Origin of the sequence: Tamaricihabitans halophyticus (assembly GCF_004340875.1) — a bacterium.
Taxonomy (GTDB): Bacteria; Actinomycetota; Actinomycetes; order Mycobacteriales; family Pseudonocardiaceae; genus Tamaricihabitans; species Tamaricihabitans halophyticus.
In genome coordinates, this window is record NZ_SLXQ01000013.1 from 48,896 (window position 1) to 64,269 (window position 15,374).

Genomic DNA, 15,374 nt, shown 5'->3' on the forward strand with positions numbered 1-15,374 from the left:
GGTGTTGGCGTTGTGACCTGATAGGAGCCTGGCCTAGAGGTCCCATCACTGTTTTGTCCGTTCGCCTGGCTGGTGCGTGTTGCCCGTGTCAGTCGAGTAAAAAAAGGGGCAGCGATGACTACCATCGCACACGATTCGGTCGAGGTCACTGGTGGTGTGGACACTCACAAAGACACTCATACCGTGGTGGCGGTTGATATGACGGGGCGAGTGTTGGGCACGGCCCAGTTCCCCGCGAACAGTGCTGGATATGCCCGTTTGCTGAGCTGGCTACGGTCTTTCGGGACACTGGTCCTGGTGGGTGTCGAGGGCACGGGTGTGTATGGCTCCGGACTGGTCCGCTACCTCACAGCCGAACGAACAGCGATCGTCGAGGTTGATCGCCCGAACCGCGCAACCCGCCGTCGGCGAGGGAAATCTGACCCCATCGATGCCGAAGCCGCCGCCCAGGCGGCCTTGTCGGCCCGGGGCACCAGCATCCCCAAAGACCGTGACGGCCGCGTCGAGGCCCTCCGCAACCTACGGGTAGCCCGCCGCAGCGCCATCACACAACGAGCCGACACACAACGACGCATGAAAGCCCTCATCGTCACCGCCCCCGACACACTGCGCCAACGACTCCGAGCACTCAGCGACCGTCAACTCATCCACACCTGCGCCACCACACGACCCGACCGCACCCGCGCCGCCGACCCCACCATCGCCACCACACTCGCCCTACGACACCTCGCCCGACGACACCAACAACTCACCACCGACATCACCGAACTCGACGACCTCATCGCCCCCCTCGTCCACGCCATCAACCCCCACCTATGCCACCTGTCCGGCGTCGGCCCCGACGTCGCCGGACAACTACTCGTCACCGCCGGCGACAACACCCACCGACTCCACTCCGAAGCCGCCTTCGCCATGCTCTGCGGCGCAGCACCCCTGCCCGCCTCCTCCGGCAACACCCACCGACACCGACTCAACCGCGGAGGCGACCGACAAGCCAACGCCGCACTACACCGCATCGCCCTATGCCGCCTGCGATGGGACCACCACACCCGCAACTACGCCCAACAACGCACACACCAAGGCAAAACCAAAAAAGAAATCATCCGCTGCCTCAAACGCTACATAGCCCGCGAGATCTACAACACCCTCAACCAAACCACCCCACACACCCCTAGACATCCATAGGAGCATCCCTAAAGAACGCGGTCACGCCCCGTGGCCACAAGATCCTTGGGGAACGCGGTCACGGGGCGGCGCTCGTACTGGTTAGCGCGTGCCGCGGTCGGCGGCTTTCGCCGCGTCGTTCAACACGCCGGTGAGCAGCGCCAGATACTTCCGCGCGGTGGCCGTATCGCCGTCGTCCAGCGCGCCGTTCACGCCCGGTAGTTCCTGGACGGCGTAACCGGTGTACTCGCCGGGCGCGTACACCTGATGCCGGTACCAGTCCCTGCCGGGCAGCCCGCGCTCGCTGGTCAACGCCCGCTCCTGGGCAAGCACAGCCGCACTCACCCGGTCGAACTCGGCTTGCTCGCCGCCGCTGTTGGTGAGTTGATCACGACGGCTCTCCAACCGTTCGGTCGCCTCCTGCCAGCGTGCCGCGACCTGCTTGGCGCCGGTGACGTTCAGCCCCCGGTCCGCGACGTCGTCGAGGTACCCCTGCACCGACTCGGCGTAGCTGGCGTAGCCGAGCTGCAGCACATCCGACTGGGCCAGGCGTAGCCCCACCATCCCAGTCACCTGCGCGGCCTGTGCGTGGCCGATGTAGCCGGGATCGAGGAACTTGGACATCATCTGCAAATCATCGATCGTGCTGTGATACTCCCCGCCAGGGGTGCTGAACCCCGCAGCAGCCGAGGCGATGCCGAGATGGTCGAGGAAGGCGGTGTAGTCCGAACCGCTGCCCAGCCGTCCTGGTTCCGGTTGTGCACCATCCGAGTTCGCCACCCAGTTGTCGTACACCGTGCCATGGTTCGGATCAGCCACGTCCTTGGTCACCGAGCGCAGCGTGTCATCCAGCGCCGGAACCGCATCCGCGCTGAAGTTCTTCCCGCCGGTGCCATCCATGTTCAGGTAGGCGACGGCGCCGTCCAGCAGGTCATCGGCGTACTGCTCGGCGTACTCGGTGGAACCGAGCAGGCCGTACTCCTCGCCGTCCCAGCCGGCAAGCACGATGGTGCGCTCCGGCTGCCAACCCTGCTCGAGTAGTTTGGCCAACCCGTAGCCGATCTGCATGGTGGATACCCAGCCGCTGGTGTTGTCGGCCGCGCCGAAGGTCCAACCGTCGTAGTGCGCACCGATGACGATCTTCTCCTCCGGCTTGGTGCTACCGGGAATCTCCGCGACCACGTTGTTCACCGGAGTCTGCTCGTAGTCGATATCCAGGTTCAACTCGGCTTCCGTGCCACCGGGGCCAACCTGATACGGGAAGTCCAGCCCGCCTTGCCACTCCTTCGGTGCTTCTGGCCCGTCCAGCGCCCGCAGTAACGGTTCCGCTGCACCGTAGGAGATCGGCGTCGTCGGGACCTGCGGCAGATTGCCGGCTTCTTCGGGATCCAGCCGATCGGTGCCGGGCACCGAAGGTTCGCCAGGCGTGAGTGGATCTCCCGGATAGTTGAAGATGTACTGCACACTGCCTCGCTGGATGGAATCCGCGGGACGCCACGGCCCTTCCGGGTACACTGGTCCCTGGCCGAAGCCATCGTCGGCAGGATCGGAGTAGATCAGCACGCCCTTGGCGCCGTGCTCTTCGGCCACTTTGGACTTGACGCCTCGAAAACTCTCGCCGTAGCGCACCAGCACGATCTTGTCCGTCACGTCCACGCCGAGTTCCTCGAGTTTGGCGTAGTCATCGGGCAGCCCGTAGTTGGCATAGACGACCTCGCCGGCCACGTCACCGGCGGGGGAGTAGGCGTTGTAGCCGACGACAAGATCGTCGTAGTGCTCCTCGTGGCTGGGGTAGGGCGCTTCCTTGACGCTGAGTTCGCGCTGCTGTGGTGCCGTCATCCGGACGCTGATGTCCCGTGGCGTGGAGGCATAGACGGAGTAGCTGTCCAGCTTCGCGTCCAGGCCCCATTCGCGAAGCTTGTCGACCGAGTAGTCGGCGCTCTCTCTGGCACCTTCGGTGCCGACCAGCTGGGGCTTGCTGGCCAGGGTGGTGCTCAGTTGTTTGGCTTGGGCGGGGTCGATGGACTCGCGGAACAGCTTCTCCAGCTCGCGTTGCTCCGTGGACCGGTCAGGGGTGAACCCGGGCAGCGGTTCTTGCTCAGCGACCGCACCGGGCGTCGCGGCGAACAGGGCTAACGCCGTTGTGGTGGCGAGCCCCAGCACATGAATTCGACGAATCGTTCGCATAGTGAACGATTAAACGACGGTTGTGCCGCAGGTCACCATCCCCCAGACGTCCGAAATTCACGGTTTCGCTGCGTACTCGGTGATCTCATCGAGTAGTCGGCGCTGCCGCTCGTGCGGCAAGAACGACGCGCGGATGGAATTGGTCGCCAGCTCGTACAGTCGTGCCTCCGGGATGGCCAGCTGTTCGTGGATCGCCGCGAAGTTGTCGCCGACGTAACCGCCGAAGTACGCGGGATCGTCCGAGTTGATCGTGACGAGCAGCCCTTCGTCAAGCAGTCGCGGCAGTGTGTGCGCGGCGAGATCCGGGAACCCGCCAAGCCGCACGTTGGACAACGGGCAGACGGTCAGCGGGATCTGCTCGATCCGCAACCGGCGGACCAACTCCGCGTCCTCCAGCGCCCGGATGCCATGGTCGATTCGGTGCACGCCCAGTTCGTCCAGCGCCTGCCGGACGTATTCCGGCGGCCCTTCCTCGCCGGCGTGTGCCACCGTGCGCAAGCCCAACTTGGCCGCTTGGCGGAAGACCTCGGTGAATCCCGCCGGCGGATAGCCCACTTCGGCGGAGTCAAGGCCAACCCCGATGATCTGGTCCAGGTGTGGTTCGGCGGCACGCAGCGTTTCCATCGCCGACTCGGCGGATTCATCCCGCAGGAAGCACAGGATGAGCTCGGCCGAGGTCTCGGGCGCGGCGTCGCGAACCGCCGCGCTCAGGCCGTTGATCACGGTCGCGATCGGCACGCCACGGCGGGTGTGCGCCTGCGGGTCGAAGAAGATCTCCGCATGCCGGACTCCTTGCGCGGCGGCGCGCGTCAGGTAAGCACTGGCGAGATCGGCGAAGTCGCGTTCGGTGCGCAGCACCGCCATATTCGCGTAGTAGATATCTAAAAAGGACTGTAGGTCGGTGAACCGGTAGCGCGCCCGCAGCTCGTCCACCGAGTCGTACGCCAGCGGCACCTGGTTGCGGGCGGCGAGATCGAACACCATCTCGGGTTCGAGCGTGCCCTCGATATGGACGTGCAGCTCGGCCTTCGGGATTCGCGAAATACCGGGTTCGCTTGGCATAGCGGGGACGATACCTAACGCTGCCTTCCGCCCTGCCGACGTTTCGCGGTTACCGCCTGTGGCCTGCAGCCGCAGGCGGCCGCGGTATCCGCGCCATGCTGCCAGGCGCGCACCGAGTCGGTGTGTACCGACCAGCGGCCGTTCGGCACCCGCTGGTGCCCGTGCAGCTCGCCGGATTCCAGCGCGAGGTAGATCCGCACTGGATTGCGTTCGACGAGCTCCGCCACTTCCTTGGGAGTCAGCCAGGTCATGTTCCCGTCCTAGTGACCGAGACCACGGGGCGCCCGATGAGTTGTCCGGTTTCACCTGGTTGCGCAGACTGCTAACCCGAGTAGGGCACGAATAGGGTGGGGAATCGATGGCTGATACCCACCCAAACAGGTTGCCTCGTGGCCAGGCTCCCGCCGCGCTACTGCGCTTCGGGTTGCCCTGGTTCGCCGGAGTGCGGCCGGTAGTGCCGGAGCGACCGCACGTATGGGCCGGCGGGGTGGTACGCCGACCCAGCCAGTTCGACCTGGCCGAGTTACTCGCCCTGCCGCGCCAGCATGCGCGGCGCGCGGATCTGCACTGCGTCACCACCTGGAGCGCCACGGACCTGAGCTGGAGCGGAGTGTCGTTTCGCGCGGTCCACGAGCTGCTTGCCGAACGGGTTCAGCCGCATCCCGGCTGCCGGTGGGTGCGCTTCACCGGGCTGGACGGCTACCGGAGCTGCCTGGCTCTCGACGACGCACTGGCCGATGATGTGTTGCTGGCCGATGCCCTCAACGGCCAGCAACTGACGGTCGACGAGGGCGCGCCGGCACGGCTGGTAGCTCCCGCGCATTACGGCTACAAGAGTGTCCGGCACGTCTGCGCGATCGAGTACCTGCGCGCCTACGACTCCGGTTCGGCGCGGTGGCTCGGCCATCCGCGTGCTCGGGTGGCTCGGGAGGAGCGCAGCCGGTTCCTGCCCGGCCGGGCGTGGCGACCGATCTGGCGCGCGTTACTACCGCGTGTCCGGGCCCGCTACGCGCGAAGCCACGGCTGAATCGCCGGACGGCGGCCTATTCGCGCTCGGCGATGCCCTTGATCGCCGCGAGCGTGGCGGGGATGCCGGTGCGCGCGGACCGGATTCGGTGCTGCACCTGGTTCGGAGCGTCGTCGCCGAACTTCTCATCGAAGAACTCGAGGCCGGCGGGCAGAAACTCCCACGACTCGGTCAGCCGGGTAGCGTCATCCACCGGTTCCAGCGTGTAGCTCCAGCGCACCAGGTTCCCGTTCACCACCCAGGTGAACTCCTTACCGCGTTCCGCGACCAGCACCTTGGACCTGGTTTCCCAGGTCCGGCCGGGTTCTTCGTTCCGCCCGTTGAACCAAGCGCCGGCATAGGGGCCGGCGCCCTCATCCCACCAGCATTCCTTGCACACCGGGCTCCACTCGCCGGTTCGCGTGACATCGGAAACCAGGTCGTACAGCTTTTCCGGGGAACAGGCGACGACGATCGACTCTTGGTAGGTCAGTTCGCTCATGCGGCCATGCTAAGTGCTTGATCCGTGCTCCGGGACCGGTAACGCTCGGTTCGCGACCGCGGGTTACCCGACCTGTCCGGCATCGACCAGCGCGCGAACGCGAGCCAGCCGGTTGCGCCACCAGCTGGTCTCGGCCGGTGCGTAGCGTTCGAGCAGGGTTGCTTCCGGCGCCGGTGGTGTGCGGGGTACGGGCAGGTAGCCGTCGACTGGGCGGAACCCGTCGGCTTCGGCCACCAGGTCCTGCTCCAGCAGCGAAAGGGTGCCGAGGCCGCAGGCGAAGTCCAGTTCGGGCAGCGCGCCGGCGAGCGCGAGCTGTGCCGCCAGTCCGACGCTGGTTTCCAGCGCGGAGGAGACCACACACGGCAGCCCGGCGGCTTCCGCGACCCGCAGGGCACGCCGCACCCCGCCGAGGGGCGTGCATTTGATCACCGCGATATCCGCCGCCCCCGCGACGGCCACCCGCAGCGGATCCTCGGCCCGCCGGATGGACTCGTCGGCCGCGACACGTACCGCCACTTTCCTTCGCACGGCGGCGAGCTCGTCGATGGTGCGGCACGGTTGTTCGACGTATTCGAGACCGTGCGCCGCCCGGTCGAGCTGGCGGATCTGGGACACCGCGGCGTCGGTGTCCCAGGCTCCGTTGGCATCGACCCGGATCGCGCCCGCTGGGCCGAGGGCGGCGCGGACGGCCTCCACCCGAGCGAGGTCTTCGGCGAGCGCTCCGGGATGGTCGGCAACCTTGACCTTGGCGGTTCGGCACCCGGAGCTGGCGACGAGCTCGTAGGCACGCTGCGGGTTCACCGTGGGCACGGTGCAGTTGATCGGAACGCGGTCCCGTACCGGCTCGGGCCAACCCATCGTGCACTGTTCGATCGCGGTTGCCAGCCATGCGGCCGATGTGGCGTCGTCGTAGTCGGCGAACGGGCAGAACTCACCCCAGCCGGCGGGACCTTCGAGCAACATGCCTTCGCGCACGGTGATTCCACGGAACCGGGCGCGCATCGGGATCGCGTAGCTCCGGGCTCCAGCGAAGTCGATCTCGTTCGTCATCGGGCGTCTCCTCGGCCAGCAGCTCGTGCCATGAGCTTCCCATGCGCGCGGCCACCGTGGAGTGGATCAGTTGTGCGCCGGAATGTCGGTGGTCTCGGCCACGGCGCGCTCCTCCGCGACGGGATGGTCAGGTTTCCGTGGTTTGAGGAACAGCGCGGCGAGGACAGCCAGTCCCAGTGCGATACCGGCACTCAGGTAGGAAACGGTGGCCAGCCCGGCGGTGAAGGCACTTTCGGCCGCGCTGCGCAACGGTTCCGCCTGCGCGGCGGGCAGTGCGTCGGCCGCCGCCGCGGCTGACGGCATGCCCTGCTCGGCAGGCTCGGCCACCGAGCTGGGCATGCCCTACGAACAGCGCGATGAAGGTGGCGGGCTGGATCCCGTAGTTGGCCGCGCTTTTGATCGCGTAGACCGTCGGCAGGATCGCCAACAGCGAGAGCACGACGCTCGTCAGGTTCAGCCGTCCGGGAGCGGGATCACGGTACTCCGGGAGCAGGAACGGGCCGGCGAGGAGCACCAGTGTCATCACGGGCACGCCGAGCAGGAACACCGAGCCCCACCAGAACGATTCCAGCATGATGCCGCCAACCACTGGGCCGAGCGCGAGGCCGGCCATCAGCGTGGAGGACCAGATCGCGATCGCCAGCGCGCGCTGTTTGGTGTCCAGGAAGAGGTTCCGGATCAAGGCCAGGGTGGAGGGCATCACGGTGGCGCCGGCAACACCGAGTAGTGCCCTCGTGGCGATCAGCATCTCGGCGCTGGTGGAGAAAGTCGCGGCCACCGAAGCCACGGCGAACGCGGCGGCGCCGATCATCAGCAGCCGGCGGCGGCCGATCCGGTCGCCGAGGGCGCCCATGGTGACCAGGAAGCCGGCGATCATAAAGCCATAGATGTCCAGAATCCACAGCTGCTGGGTACTGCCGGCGCCGAGATCAGCGGTGATCACCGGGATCGCCAGGAACAGCATGGTGATATCGATGACCAGCAGTAGGCAGGGAAGCCCGAGAACGGCTAAGCCGAGCCATTCTCGGGCTCTTGCCCGTGGTGGGGCGGCAGCGTCTGCGGCTGGGTGCATGGGGTACTCCAAAGGAAACGTTCGCGGTGTCTGCTGTGGACTCCTCGACGGTCTACGGCTCGTACGGGTGTGCGGCACGGGCTACCCGCAGCGCGTTGGCCCACCAGCTCAGCTGGTCCAAAAAGGTTTTGGCCGCGCTTTCCAGTGACTCATCTGCGGCGGTTTCGCCGTGCTCGTCGAAGCGCTCCCAGAAATTGTCGAAGCTGATCGCCTGCCGGATGGTGGTCGCGTGCACTTCGGTGAACACCTGGCGTAGCTGCTCGACCGCGAACAGGCGGCCACCGATCCCGCCGTAGGACACGAAGCCGACGGGTTGGCATTGCACTCGTGGAAGTACCAGTCGATGGCCGTCTTCAGTGGCGCCGGGGAGCCGCGGTTGTACACTGGGGTGACCACGATGTCGGCGCCGGCGAGTCGCGGTTGTAGCGCCTTGACCGGCTCCGGCAGTGGTGCGTGCTCATCGTCACCGGCCAGAATCTCGAGTAGAGCGGCCTCGTTCAGAGCCAGCCGCGCAGGATGAGTAGCGCGGTGCCGGGATCGAAACCGGCGAGGCTGAGCCACAGCACGCTGCCGTAGTAGAGCGATGGCAGATAGACCAGGCAGACCTGCACGCCGAGTGCGATGAGCGCGGCGCGGCGAGCGATGTCCGCTGCGCCGGCGTGTGCTGCCGGTCCGCCACTATATGGCGAAGTATATCGATACAGGCGGTTGGGTGAGTTTGTGAAGTTCGACTCCGGTGCTCCGTGGCCGGGCTATACCGGTCGTACGGGCTGACGCAGGATGGTTTTCAGTTTTGCCGGCGCCGTGCGGCGTGGGTCGCTGAGGTAGATCTCGTGGTGGTCGCCGTTGAAGGTCAGGCCGTTGTCCGGGAGATAGGAGTTGTGCAATCGGTCCAGTGTCGGTGTTTCCTCGTCGTAGGAGCCGATATGCAGGATCTGTACGCAGGTTCCTTCGGTGATGGTGCGCAGTTGAACGTTGTCGAGCGCGGGATTGTCTTTCTTCGCGCGCGCGTTGTCGATCGCGGTTCGGACCATGTCTTCGGTGATCCAGTCCGGTTGGCTGAGCAACATGGTCCACTCCCACTGGTCCTTGCGGCGACTGTGGAACACCGTTGGGTCGTCCGCTCGCCATAGACCTTCGAGTGGGGCGACCACGAAGTCCCTGCCCAGGGTCTTCTTGCTGGCGAACTTGAGCGTGTAGGCAACGCCGTAGAGGGCTTCGACCGCGTTCGTGTAGGTGGCAGCGGTGTTCGGATTGCCGCGCCCATCGATCGCGAGGTACTGGAACTCGGGCACGTCGATGACCGTGAAGTCCTTCGAAGGGGGCGCGTAGAGCTCCTTGTGCGCCTTCTTGATGTCGTACTTGTCCATTGTGGATTCCTTGTTGAACGTGTCCAATGTGGCTTCGGTCCAGTTGATGTCGGCGACCAGCATGGCTTCGCTGTAGTCGAAGATCGCCGAGGCTGCTGGTGGTAGCGGTTGCTGAGCGACGCGGGTGGCGCGGACTTCGGTGAGTTGCTGGCGTAGCGCGCCGAGGCGGTTGGCGAGTCCGTGTGCGACTTCCGTGGCCGGCAGGATTGGGCTGTTCGCCATCGCGATGAGTACCCGTGCTCGCGCCGGGGTCAGGGCGGTGAGCGCGTCCCGGGTGGCCGTGGCGCAGAGTTCGCGCCCGGAACTGGTCACGGCGAATACCGCGCGGGATTTCTTGCCGGCGGGCGTACTGGTGGCTTCGATGAGCCCGCGTTTGGCCAGTTTGTCGAGTACGTAGTAGATCGAGGAGAAGCCGAGGGCCGTCCACGCGCGTACTCCGCGCTGCTCGATCACTCGCTCGAGGTCGTAGCCGTGCCGCGGTTGTTCGATGAGTAGCCCGAGCACGGTCATCTCGCCATCGGTCAGCTCTGCGGGCATCTGTTCATTCTAGCACTAGAATACTCGTGCGCCGGATTTTCTCCCCAGAGTGGATGGAACCGAGTGGCCGATCCGTGCGTCGAAGGTGAACGCAAGCGTTTTCCCCACGGGCCGATTTGGGCTGGTAGCTTGCGTAATGGCGGGGTCACGGTCTGTCACCCCTGCGGGGGATAGGAGGTAGGGCGGCTATGCCTGAAGGCGACGGCAGTGGTTTGCAGAACGTGTGGGACACGATCGGCGATTTTGTTGATCGGGTCAAAGATGGTTTCGGGCAGCCGGGCCCGGTCGGCGGGAAGTACGAGTACAGCGAAGAGCAGCTCGTCGCCATCGTTGCCAAACTCGACGAGCTGATCGACGCAATCTCGGACAGCGACGAGGACGTGCGAACTATGACGGCGATTCTGCCGCCCGGTGAGGACCCGGTTAGTAAGCGTGTTGCGCCGGAGATGAACCGTAACGGTGAAGACTATCGGCGTTCGCTGGATGAACAGGTGCGGTATGCGTGGCAACTTCGTGCCGCGTATCAGGGCGCGTTGAATGACTATCGGGGTGTGGAGTCCGACAACGCAGACACCATGCGTCAGGCTTCGCAGTCATCCGATGAGGAGATTTGAGCATGCGATCCCGGGCATGGCATGCCGTCGTACTGCTGAGCGCGGCTGCCGTGCTGCTCGCTGGGTGTGCGCAGCCGGAGGACGGTGAGGCCGTTCCAGCGGGTGGGACTCCCGCAGCGACCGAATCGAGTAGTGGGGAGTCGTCTCCGGGCGGGAATGAAGTGTTGCCGCATAGTGGTGCGCCCGCAGTGACGGATCCGATTGATGCGAGTCGGTTTGTCGGTGAGCCGTGTGAGTCGTTGACGTCGGATCAGGTCGGCCGTCTGGGACTGCCCGTTGAGGGAGATGAAAGTCCGGCGCCGTATGGGCGAAAATGTAGATGGTCTGATCCCGCTAAGGCGGCAAGCGCGTCTGTTGGGTTCCTCGATGATCTTCCGGACGGGATTAGTTCATTGTATGCCTCGCGGGAGCAGAATGAGGTATTCGAAGAACTTGAGCCGATTCAGGGGCATCCCGTGGTGGCGTTCGATTCGATTGACGTTCGGGATCGAGGATCTTGTGGGGTGGCACTGGGACTTAGTGATGAGTTGATGGCCCAGGTTGCGGTGAATACCTCGCGGGACAAGCGGGAGACGTCGGATCCGTGTGAGGCCGCGCATCGGGTGGCGACGATGGCGGTGGAAACGATGAAAAGGGGTTCGTGATGGCTGAAGAGATTCGCGGGGAGGCCACGGTTTCGGCGTCCGCGCTTTATCAGATGATGCACAGTGGTCCCGGCGTGGAGTCATTGGTGGCAGCGGGGGATTCCGCGACGCGGCAGAGCGAAGCACAGGCGCGGATCAACCGGTTGGCGAAGGAAGCCGCGGATCTGATCAGGGCAGGCTGGCAGGGGGACGCCGCGGACAACGCCCAACAGGCTGCCCACCCGCTGGAACTGGGCGCCATGGAAAGTTCCGAGGCGCTGATGAAGGCGCAAAAAGCGCATCAGACCCAGGGCGAGTCGTTCCTCGCTTCGCGCGACCGGATGGAGCCGGTGCCCGACAGCCCACCGGAAACCGGAGTCTGGGACTCGATGACCCCGTGGGACACGGACACCGAAAAAGCCGTATCGGAATACAACGAGAAGTCGCGGCGCAACGGCGAGATCTACCAGGCTTACGACACCGACAGCGGTTCCAATGTGCGGTCGATGCCACAGCAGTACCCGAAATTCCCCGAATTCAACGGCGAGATCGCCGTCCGGGACAACAAGTCCGGCCCGCAGGGGCAGACCGTCGCGCCACCCCCGGAAACCACTAGCCCCGGCACCACTACGACAGCCGGGTTCTCTAGCAGCCCGTCCGGCGGCACCCCCGGTGGGAGCCCGCCGGTGACGAGTGGGCCAGGTGCGCTGCCCACTGGTGGCGCGCCGAATGTGACCGGTGGTTCAGGGCCAAGCGGGCCACCGGTGACGAGTGGTCCTGGCCCGGGTGCGCCGGGTTCGGTGACGGGCGTGGGCCCGACGCAGGGCGCGAATCCCGCCGCTGCCGGCTACAACCCCAGCACGTCCCCCGGTGGCGGGCGAGTGCCCGGTATGGGTATGGCCCCGTTGATGGGCGGCGCCGCTGCCGGCATGGGTGGCGACACCGCGCGCGGTGGCCGCGCCTTCGGTGCGCGTGGCGGAGTCGCCGGTAGCCCAGGCAGCAGCGCAGCCGGGCGGTTGACCGGTGGAGGCGGCCCCGGGACGGGTGGCACGCCCGGCGCGGGCCCGAAGACCGGTGCCGGCCCCGGTGGTATGGCCGCGGCGGAGTCGGCGGCCAAAACCGGTGCGGCCGGTTCGAGCGGTCGGGGTGGTATGGCCGGTGGCCCCATGGCCGGCGGGCAGCGCGGCAGGGGTTCCGAGGACGAGGAGCACGAGCGCAAGACCTGGCTGATCGAGCCGGACAAGGAAGGCACCTTCGGCACGGACGAAATGACCGCACCACCGGTGATCGGCGAGGACCCCAACGCGCCGCGATGAGTATGCCGGAGGACAGTTCGTTGGCCGCGGTGCGGGAGCAATGGCAGGCACACGCCCGCCACGCGGCGTCCCGGCACGCCGAGATCGAGCAGTGCATGCATCGGCTGTGGCAACACGGCCCCGCCCGCGAAGCGCTACTCGGTGAAGGCGCTCGGGAAAAGCTGCTGAACCTGGCTACCGGAAACGCCCTCCACACCGAGGCGTTGACCGCGATGGGACGCGGCGATCTGGAAACCGGAAACGAACACCTCGAACGAGCCAAGGAATACCTGCGCGAGGCCGAACTGGACCGATAACAACCCCACTGGCCGCTGCCGAACCGCGATCGCTAGCTTTGAAACAGTGGTTCCACTGATTCGTGGCATTGTTGGATGAACGCGTCCGCACGCAGGGTTGGTTGGGCATCGCGCAACTGCACGATATCGATATCCAGGCCACCATGATCGCCGCTGAGCGGCCGGGTCACGAACTCCCGCTGCTCGTAACTACTGGTGATCTTGGTGCGCTGGCTCAGGACGGAATAGCCGAGCCCGCGTGCGACTAGGGCGCGAACCATTTCGAAACTGGTGGTGCGGAAGCGGACGGTCGGCTCGAGTCCCTCCGCGACGAAAAGACTCCGGAAGTACTCACCACCGGGCGGTAGATCAAACAGGATCATGGGTTCTGGCTGCAACTCCCGCAACGACAGTGCCGACCGTACGGTGAGCCGGTGGTCAGCGGGTAACAGCACATACGGCGGACTGTGCACCAGCCGGGTACGCACCAACTCCGCGCTGACCGCGAACAGCTCCGAGTCATAGTGATACAGCACGGCAAGATCCAGTTCGCCGCTGCGTAGCTGCTCTCGCAAGTACCCCTGCGAGCCCTCGACGAACGTCAGATCGACATCGGGATGCCGCTCGGCGAACGCCGCGATCACCGGTGGCAGCACGATGGGGGACAGCGTGCTGTAACAGCCGATCACCAAGCTGCCGGACATCGACTCGTGTGCTTCCCGTGCCGCGTTCTGCAGATCCGTCACCCCGGACAGCAATCGCCGCGCGTCGGCGAGCACGCGACGTCCGACTGGCGTGACGACAACCCCACGGGGTCGGCGCAGAAACAGCTGCACGCCAAGGTTTCGCTCCAGGATGGTGACCGTCGCCGATGTCGCATCGCCCTCGACCTCATACAGGACCGTGACGGAAGGCGTGTCTGATTCCCCTTCGCCATTGGAGAGCAACGCGCCGAGCAGGCTGACGCCAACGGCTACGAGAGCGACTGCCCCAAGGATCGGCAGATACTTGGGGCGGTATATCCGCAGTCGATCACTGACGGTCGGGTCGTTTCGATCCATGTCGGCCCCGTGCCCATTGGACGCCCAGGAAGTCGTCCGGATCATGGCCGGGATCGACGTCGTTCGGCGGTGTGCGGTGAACCAGAACGCTCAGTGCGGTGGTGGTGACGAGTGCGGCGAGCACGAACGCGACCCATTGGACTGTGGTCGCCGCGTTGACTGCGCCCATGGCTAGCCTCGCAAGGCTCCGGCGGCTCGCACCTCGCGGGCTGATGACAAGTACTCGCGCCGAGGCAGTCGGACGTTACTAGTCGACCTTGCGAGTTGATCGCTGCCGGCGAATTACACCAATGTGTTGCTGCAATTCTGCTGTACGTGCCCTGTTGGCGGGTGGGGAGCTGAATGCCCTGCTGCAGGTCAGGAGCTGCTTGTGGGCCCGGTGAGACTCGAACTCACACTGGCATGGACCTAAACCATGTGCCTCTGCCAATTGGGCTACGGGCCCGGCGCGACATCGCGCGAACGGCATTGAGTTTAGCTGGCCACCTCTGAGCTACGCGGAGCAGGCATCCCGGGCGACTGTGTGGTCGATTTCGCGGTGATCTACGGTAGGGCTGCGTCAGTAAGGACGCCTTTGCGAGGAGGACACGTGGCCCGCGACCCTGACACTATTCAGCGCGAGATCGAGCAGGCACGCGATTCGCTCGCCGCCACCGTGGACGAGCTGAGCGTGAAGGCCAACCCGAAGCGCCTTGCTGATGGCGCCAAGACCGCGGCGCGCACCAAGCTGGACGACCCCAAGGTGCGCTACCCGCTGATCGGCGGCGGCGTCTTGATCGCGCTGCTGCTCCTGCGCAAACTGCTGCGCTGACTGCCCACTCGGCCTTCAGCGCGCGCCATGCGCATTCGTGCCCGAGCACATCGTGATCCGCTGTGCTCGGGCCATACAGACCAATGAGGGGAGTCGCCCCTCGTTCAGCGGCTAGGGATTCGCCGCGTTTGCCTCGGCCGTAAGATCACCCTTCTGGGTCTCAAGGGCCGATGCGATGCCGTTCGCCGGCGGTTCGGTAGACGCCTGTTCCGGAACCGCCTCGGCCGTTTCCGCGCCGTTCACGGCCCCGTCCGCCTCATTCGCCGGCGTCTCGCCCGCCTCAGCTACCGCTGCGTCACTCTGGCTGACATCCGCGCCGTCCGGCTGCTCACCAAGCCCGTTGCCCGGCTCGGCATAGTCCGTCTCGGCGTAATCAGTCTCGGTGGCATCCGTACGCCCGATCCGGGCGTTGATGTACGCGGTGGTGAACTCGAGCGCGTCACCATTGAGCAGGTGCACCGCCGTGCGGCCCTCCTCGTTCGGCGCGACCTTCTCGATCAACTGGTCGGCCCGGTCCCGCGCGGCGATAATGCCCGGCGCTTGACCAGTCAGCTCCTGCCCCCCGCCAGTAACCGTCACCTTCCAATCGCCGCCGTCCGATGACACATAGTTCACGGTGATTGGTTCCACTGTCATCCAACCCCTCCCAGGCCATGCATATCCACAATGGTGCGACCCCACGGCGGGTTCTGCATGACGCGGTTAACCTGATCGTGCTGAGTGT

The 15,374-nt window shown here is 65.6% G+C and carries 17 protein-coding genes, 1 tRNA gene and 2 pseudogenes; 7 read left to right on the forward strand and 13 right to left on the reverse strand.

The window, feature by feature from the left end; translation table 11 throughout:
* Positions 1-114 precede the first annotated feature (114 nt).
* A complete protein-coding gene (locus EV191_RS23455; RefSeq protein WP_132879468.1) occupies positions 115-1,185 on the forward strand; it encodes an IS110 family RNA-guided transposase in 1,071 nt (356 codons plus the stop codon).
* 81 nt (positions 1,186-1,266) lie between these two features.
* Here EV191_RS23455 and EV191_RS23460 read toward each other — a convergent pair whose 3' ends face one another.
* The 3 genes from EV191_RS23460 to EV191_RS23470 are packed head-to-tail and all read right to left on the reverse strand — an operon-like array spanning position 1,267 to position 4,664.
* Positions 1,267-3,351 (reverse strand): M28 family peptidase, encoded by a 2,085-nt coding sequence (locus tag EV191_RS23460; RefSeq protein WP_132879470.1) that lies wholly within the window; start codon positions 3,349-3,351, stop codon positions 1,267-1,269.
* 57 nt (positions 3,352-3,408) lie between these two features.
* Positions 3,409-4,413, reverse strand: coding sequence for an adenosine deaminase (locus EV191_RS23465; RefSeq protein ID WP_132879471.1), 1,005 nt, complete (start codon positions 4,411-4,413; stop codon positions 3,409-3,411).
* A 14-nt stretch (positions 4,414-4,427) separates the two neighbouring features.
* Positions 4,428-4,664 carry a MerR family transcriptional regulator gene (locus tag EV191_RS23470; protein WP_132879473.1) on the reverse strand — a complete coding sequence of 79 codons (237 nt, stop codon included), beginning with the start codon at positions 4,662-4,664 and terminating at the stop codon, positions 4,428-4,430.
* A gap of 107 nt (positions 4,665-4,771) precedes the next feature.
* On the opposite strand from EV191_RS23470, the gene EV191_RS23475 reads away from it, so the two are divergent.
* A complete protein-coding gene (locus EV191_RS23475; RefSeq protein WP_132879474.1) occupies positions 4,772-5,440 on the forward strand; it encodes a molybdopterin-dependent oxidoreductase in 669 nt (222 codons plus the stop codon).
* Between the two features lie 16 nt (positions 5,441-5,456).
* Here EV191_RS23475 and EV191_RS23480 read toward each other — a convergent pair whose 3' ends face one another.
* The 6 genes and pseudogenes from EV191_RS23480 to EV191_RS23500 form a co-directional block, all read right to left on the reverse strand.
* Positions 5,457-5,921, reverse strand: coding sequence for an SRPBCC family protein (locus tag EV191_RS23480; protein ID WP_132879475.1), 465 nt, complete (start codon positions 5,919-5,921; stop codon positions 5,457-5,459).
* A 63-nt stretch (positions 5,922-5,984) separates the two neighbouring features.
* The gene (locus tag EV191_RS23485; protein WP_132879477.1) at positions 5,985-6,971 is read right to left on the reverse strand and encodes an o-succinylbenzoate synthase; all 987 of its coding nucleotides are present in this window, start codon (positions 6,969-6,971) and stop codon (positions 5,985-5,987) included.
* Positions 6,972-7,311: 340 nt separating this feature from the next.
* A pseudogene (locus EV191_RS23490) lies at positions 7,312-8,043 on the reverse strand (MFS transporter); the annotation flags it as partial.
* 52 nt (positions 8,044-8,095) lie between these two features.
* Positions 8,096-8,368 (reverse strand): NADPH-dependent FMN reductase, encoded by a 273-nt coding sequence (locus tag EV191_RS30650; protein ID WP_243659189.1) that lies wholly within the window; start codon positions 8,366-8,368, stop codon positions 8,096-8,098.
* Positions 8,368-8,550, reverse strand: a pseudogene (locus EV191_RS30655) (NADPH-dependent FMN reductase); the annotation flags it as partial. The pseudogene EV191_RS30655 and the gene EV191_RS30650, both read right to left, overlap by 1 nt.
* Positions 8,551-8,795: 245 nt before the next feature.
* Positions 8,796-9,950, reverse strand: coding sequence for a GyrI-like domain-containing protein (locus tag EV191_RS23500; protein WP_132879480.1), 1,155 nt, complete (start codon positions 9,948-9,950; stop codon positions 8,796-8,798).
* A gap of 188 nt (positions 9,951-10,138) precedes the next feature.
* Between EV191_RS23500 and EV191_RS23505 the strand changes: the two genes are divergently transcribed.
* From EV191_RS23505 to EV191_RS23520, 4 genes are read left to right on the forward strand one after another with little or no spacing between them, the layout of a single operon-like run.
* Positions 10,139-10,564, forward strand: coding sequence for a PE domain-containing protein (locus EV191_RS23505; protein WP_132879481.1), 426 nt, complete (start codon positions 10,139-10,141; stop codon positions 10,562-10,564).
* A gap of 2 nt (positions 10,565-10,566) precedes the next feature.
* Complete coding sequence (locus EV191_RS23510; protein WP_132879483.1) at positions 10,567-11,208, forward strand: DUF3558 domain-containing protein; 642 nt, start codon at positions 10,567-10,569, stop codon at positions 11,206-11,208.
* Positions 11,208-12,503: a hypothetical protein gene (locus EV191_RS23515; protein WP_132879484.1), complete on the forward strand. Its 1,296-nt coding sequence runs from the start codon at positions 11,208-11,210 to the stop codon at positions 12,501-12,503. Before EV191_RS23510 ends, EV191_RS23515 begins: the two co-directional genes overlap by 1 nt.
* Positions 12,500-12,799, forward strand: coding sequence for a hypothetical protein (locus EV191_RS23520; RefSeq protein ID WP_132879486.1), 300 nt, complete (start codon positions 12,500-12,502; stop codon positions 12,797-12,799). Before EV191_RS23515 ends, EV191_RS23520 begins: the two co-directional genes overlap by 4 nt.
* A 32-nt stretch (positions 12,800-12,831) precedes the next feature.
* Here EV191_RS23520 and EV191_RS23525 read toward each other — a convergent pair whose 3' ends face one another.
* The 3 genes from EV191_RS23525 to EV191_RS23530 all read right to left on the reverse strand — a co-directional run bounded on the left by EV191_RS23525 (position 12,832) and on the right by EV191_RS23530 (position 14,284).
* Positions 12,832-13,839: a LysR substrate-binding domain-containing protein gene (locus EV191_RS23525; protein ID WP_165913069.1), complete on the reverse strand. Its 1,008-nt coding sequence runs from the start codon at positions 13,837-13,839 to the stop codon at positions 12,832-12,834.
* Complete coding sequence (locus EV191_RS30190) at positions 13,811-14,008, reverse strand: hypothetical protein (RefSeq protein WP_165913070.1); 198 nt, start codon at positions 14,006-14,008, stop codon at positions 13,811-13,813. Before EV191_RS30190 ends, EV191_RS23525 begins: the two co-directional genes overlap by 29 nt.
* 202 nt (positions 14,009-14,210) lie before the next feature.
* Positions 14,211-14,284, reverse strand: a tRNA-Leu gene (locus EV191_RS23530).
* A 144-nt stretch (positions 14,285-14,428) separates the two neighbouring features.
* Here EV191_RS23530 and EV191_RS23535 point away from each other — a divergent pair.
* Positions 14,429-14,650 (forward strand): DUF3618 domain-containing protein, encoded by a 222-nt coding sequence (locus EV191_RS23535; RefSeq protein ID WP_132879489.1) that lies wholly within the window; start codon positions 14,429-14,431, stop codon positions 14,648-14,650.
* Between the two features lie 111 nt (positions 14,651-14,761).
* Here EV191_RS23535 and EV191_RS30660 read toward each other — a convergent pair whose 3' ends face one another.
* Positions 14,762-15,286 carry a hypothetical protein gene (locus tag EV191_RS30660; protein ID WP_243659179.1) on the reverse strand — a complete coding sequence of 175 codons (525 nt, stop codon included), beginning with the start codon at positions 15,284-15,286 and terminating at the stop codon, positions 14,762-14,764.
* Positions 15,287-15,374 lie beyond the last annotated feature (88 nt).

Coding starts and splice junctions, on each gene's coding strand:
- EV191_RS23455 (WP_132879468.1), top strand. CDS start 115: ATGACTACCATCGCACACGATTCGGTCGAGGTCACTGGTGGTGTGGAC.
- EV191_RS23460 (WP_132879470.1), bottom strand. CDS start 3,351: ATGCGAACGATTCGTCGAATTCATGTGCTGGGGCTCGCCACCACAACG.
- EV191_RS23465 (WP_132879471.1), bottom strand. CDS start 4,413: ATGCCAAGCGAACCCGGTATTTCGCGAATCCCGAAGGCCGAGCTGCAC.
- EV191_RS23470 (WP_132879473.1), bottom strand. CDS start 4,664: ATGACCTGGCTGACTCCCAAGGAAGTGGCGGAGCTCGTCGAACGCAAT.
- EV191_RS23475 (WP_132879474.1), top strand. CDS start 4,772: ATGGCTGATACCCACCCAAACAGGTTGCCTCGTGGCCAGGCTCCCGCC.
- EV191_RS23480 (WP_132879475.1), bottom strand. CDS start 5,921: ATGAGCGAACTGACCTACCAAGAGTCGATCGTCGTCGCCTGTTCCCCG.
- EV191_RS23485 (WP_132879477.1), bottom strand. CDS start 6,971: ATGACGAACGAGATCGACTTCGCTGGAGCCCGGAGCTACGCGATCCCG.
- EV191_RS23500 (WP_132879480.1), bottom strand. CDS start 9,950: ATGCCCGCAGAGCTGACCGATGGCGAGATGACCGTGCTCGGGCTACTC.
- EV191_RS23505 (WP_132879481.1), top strand. CDS start 10,139: ATGCCTGAAGGCGACGGCAGTGGTTTGCAGAACGTGTGGGACACGATC.
- EV191_RS23510 (WP_132879483.1), top strand. CDS start 10,567: ATGCGATCCCGGGCATGGCATGCCGTCGTACTGCTGAGCGCGGCTGCC.
- EV191_RS23515 (WP_132879484.1), top strand. CDS start 11,208: ATGGCTGAAGAGATTCGCGGGGAGGCCACGGTTTCGGCGTCCGCGCTT.
- EV191_RS23520 (WP_132879486.1), top strand. CDS start 12,500: ATGAGTATGCCGGAGGACAGTTCGTTGGCCGCGGTGCGGGAGCAATGG.
- EV191_RS23525 (WP_165913069.1), bottom strand. CDS start 13,839: ATGGATCGAAACGACCCGACCGTCAGTGATCGACTGCGGATATACCGC.
- EV191_RS30190 (WP_165913070.1), bottom strand. CDS start 14,008: ATGGGCGCAGTCAACGCGGCGACCACAGTCCAATGGGTCGCGTTCGTG.
- EV191_RS30660 (WP_243659179.1), bottom strand. CDS start 15,286: ATGACAGTGGAACCAATCACCGTGAACTATGTGTCATCGGACGGCGGC.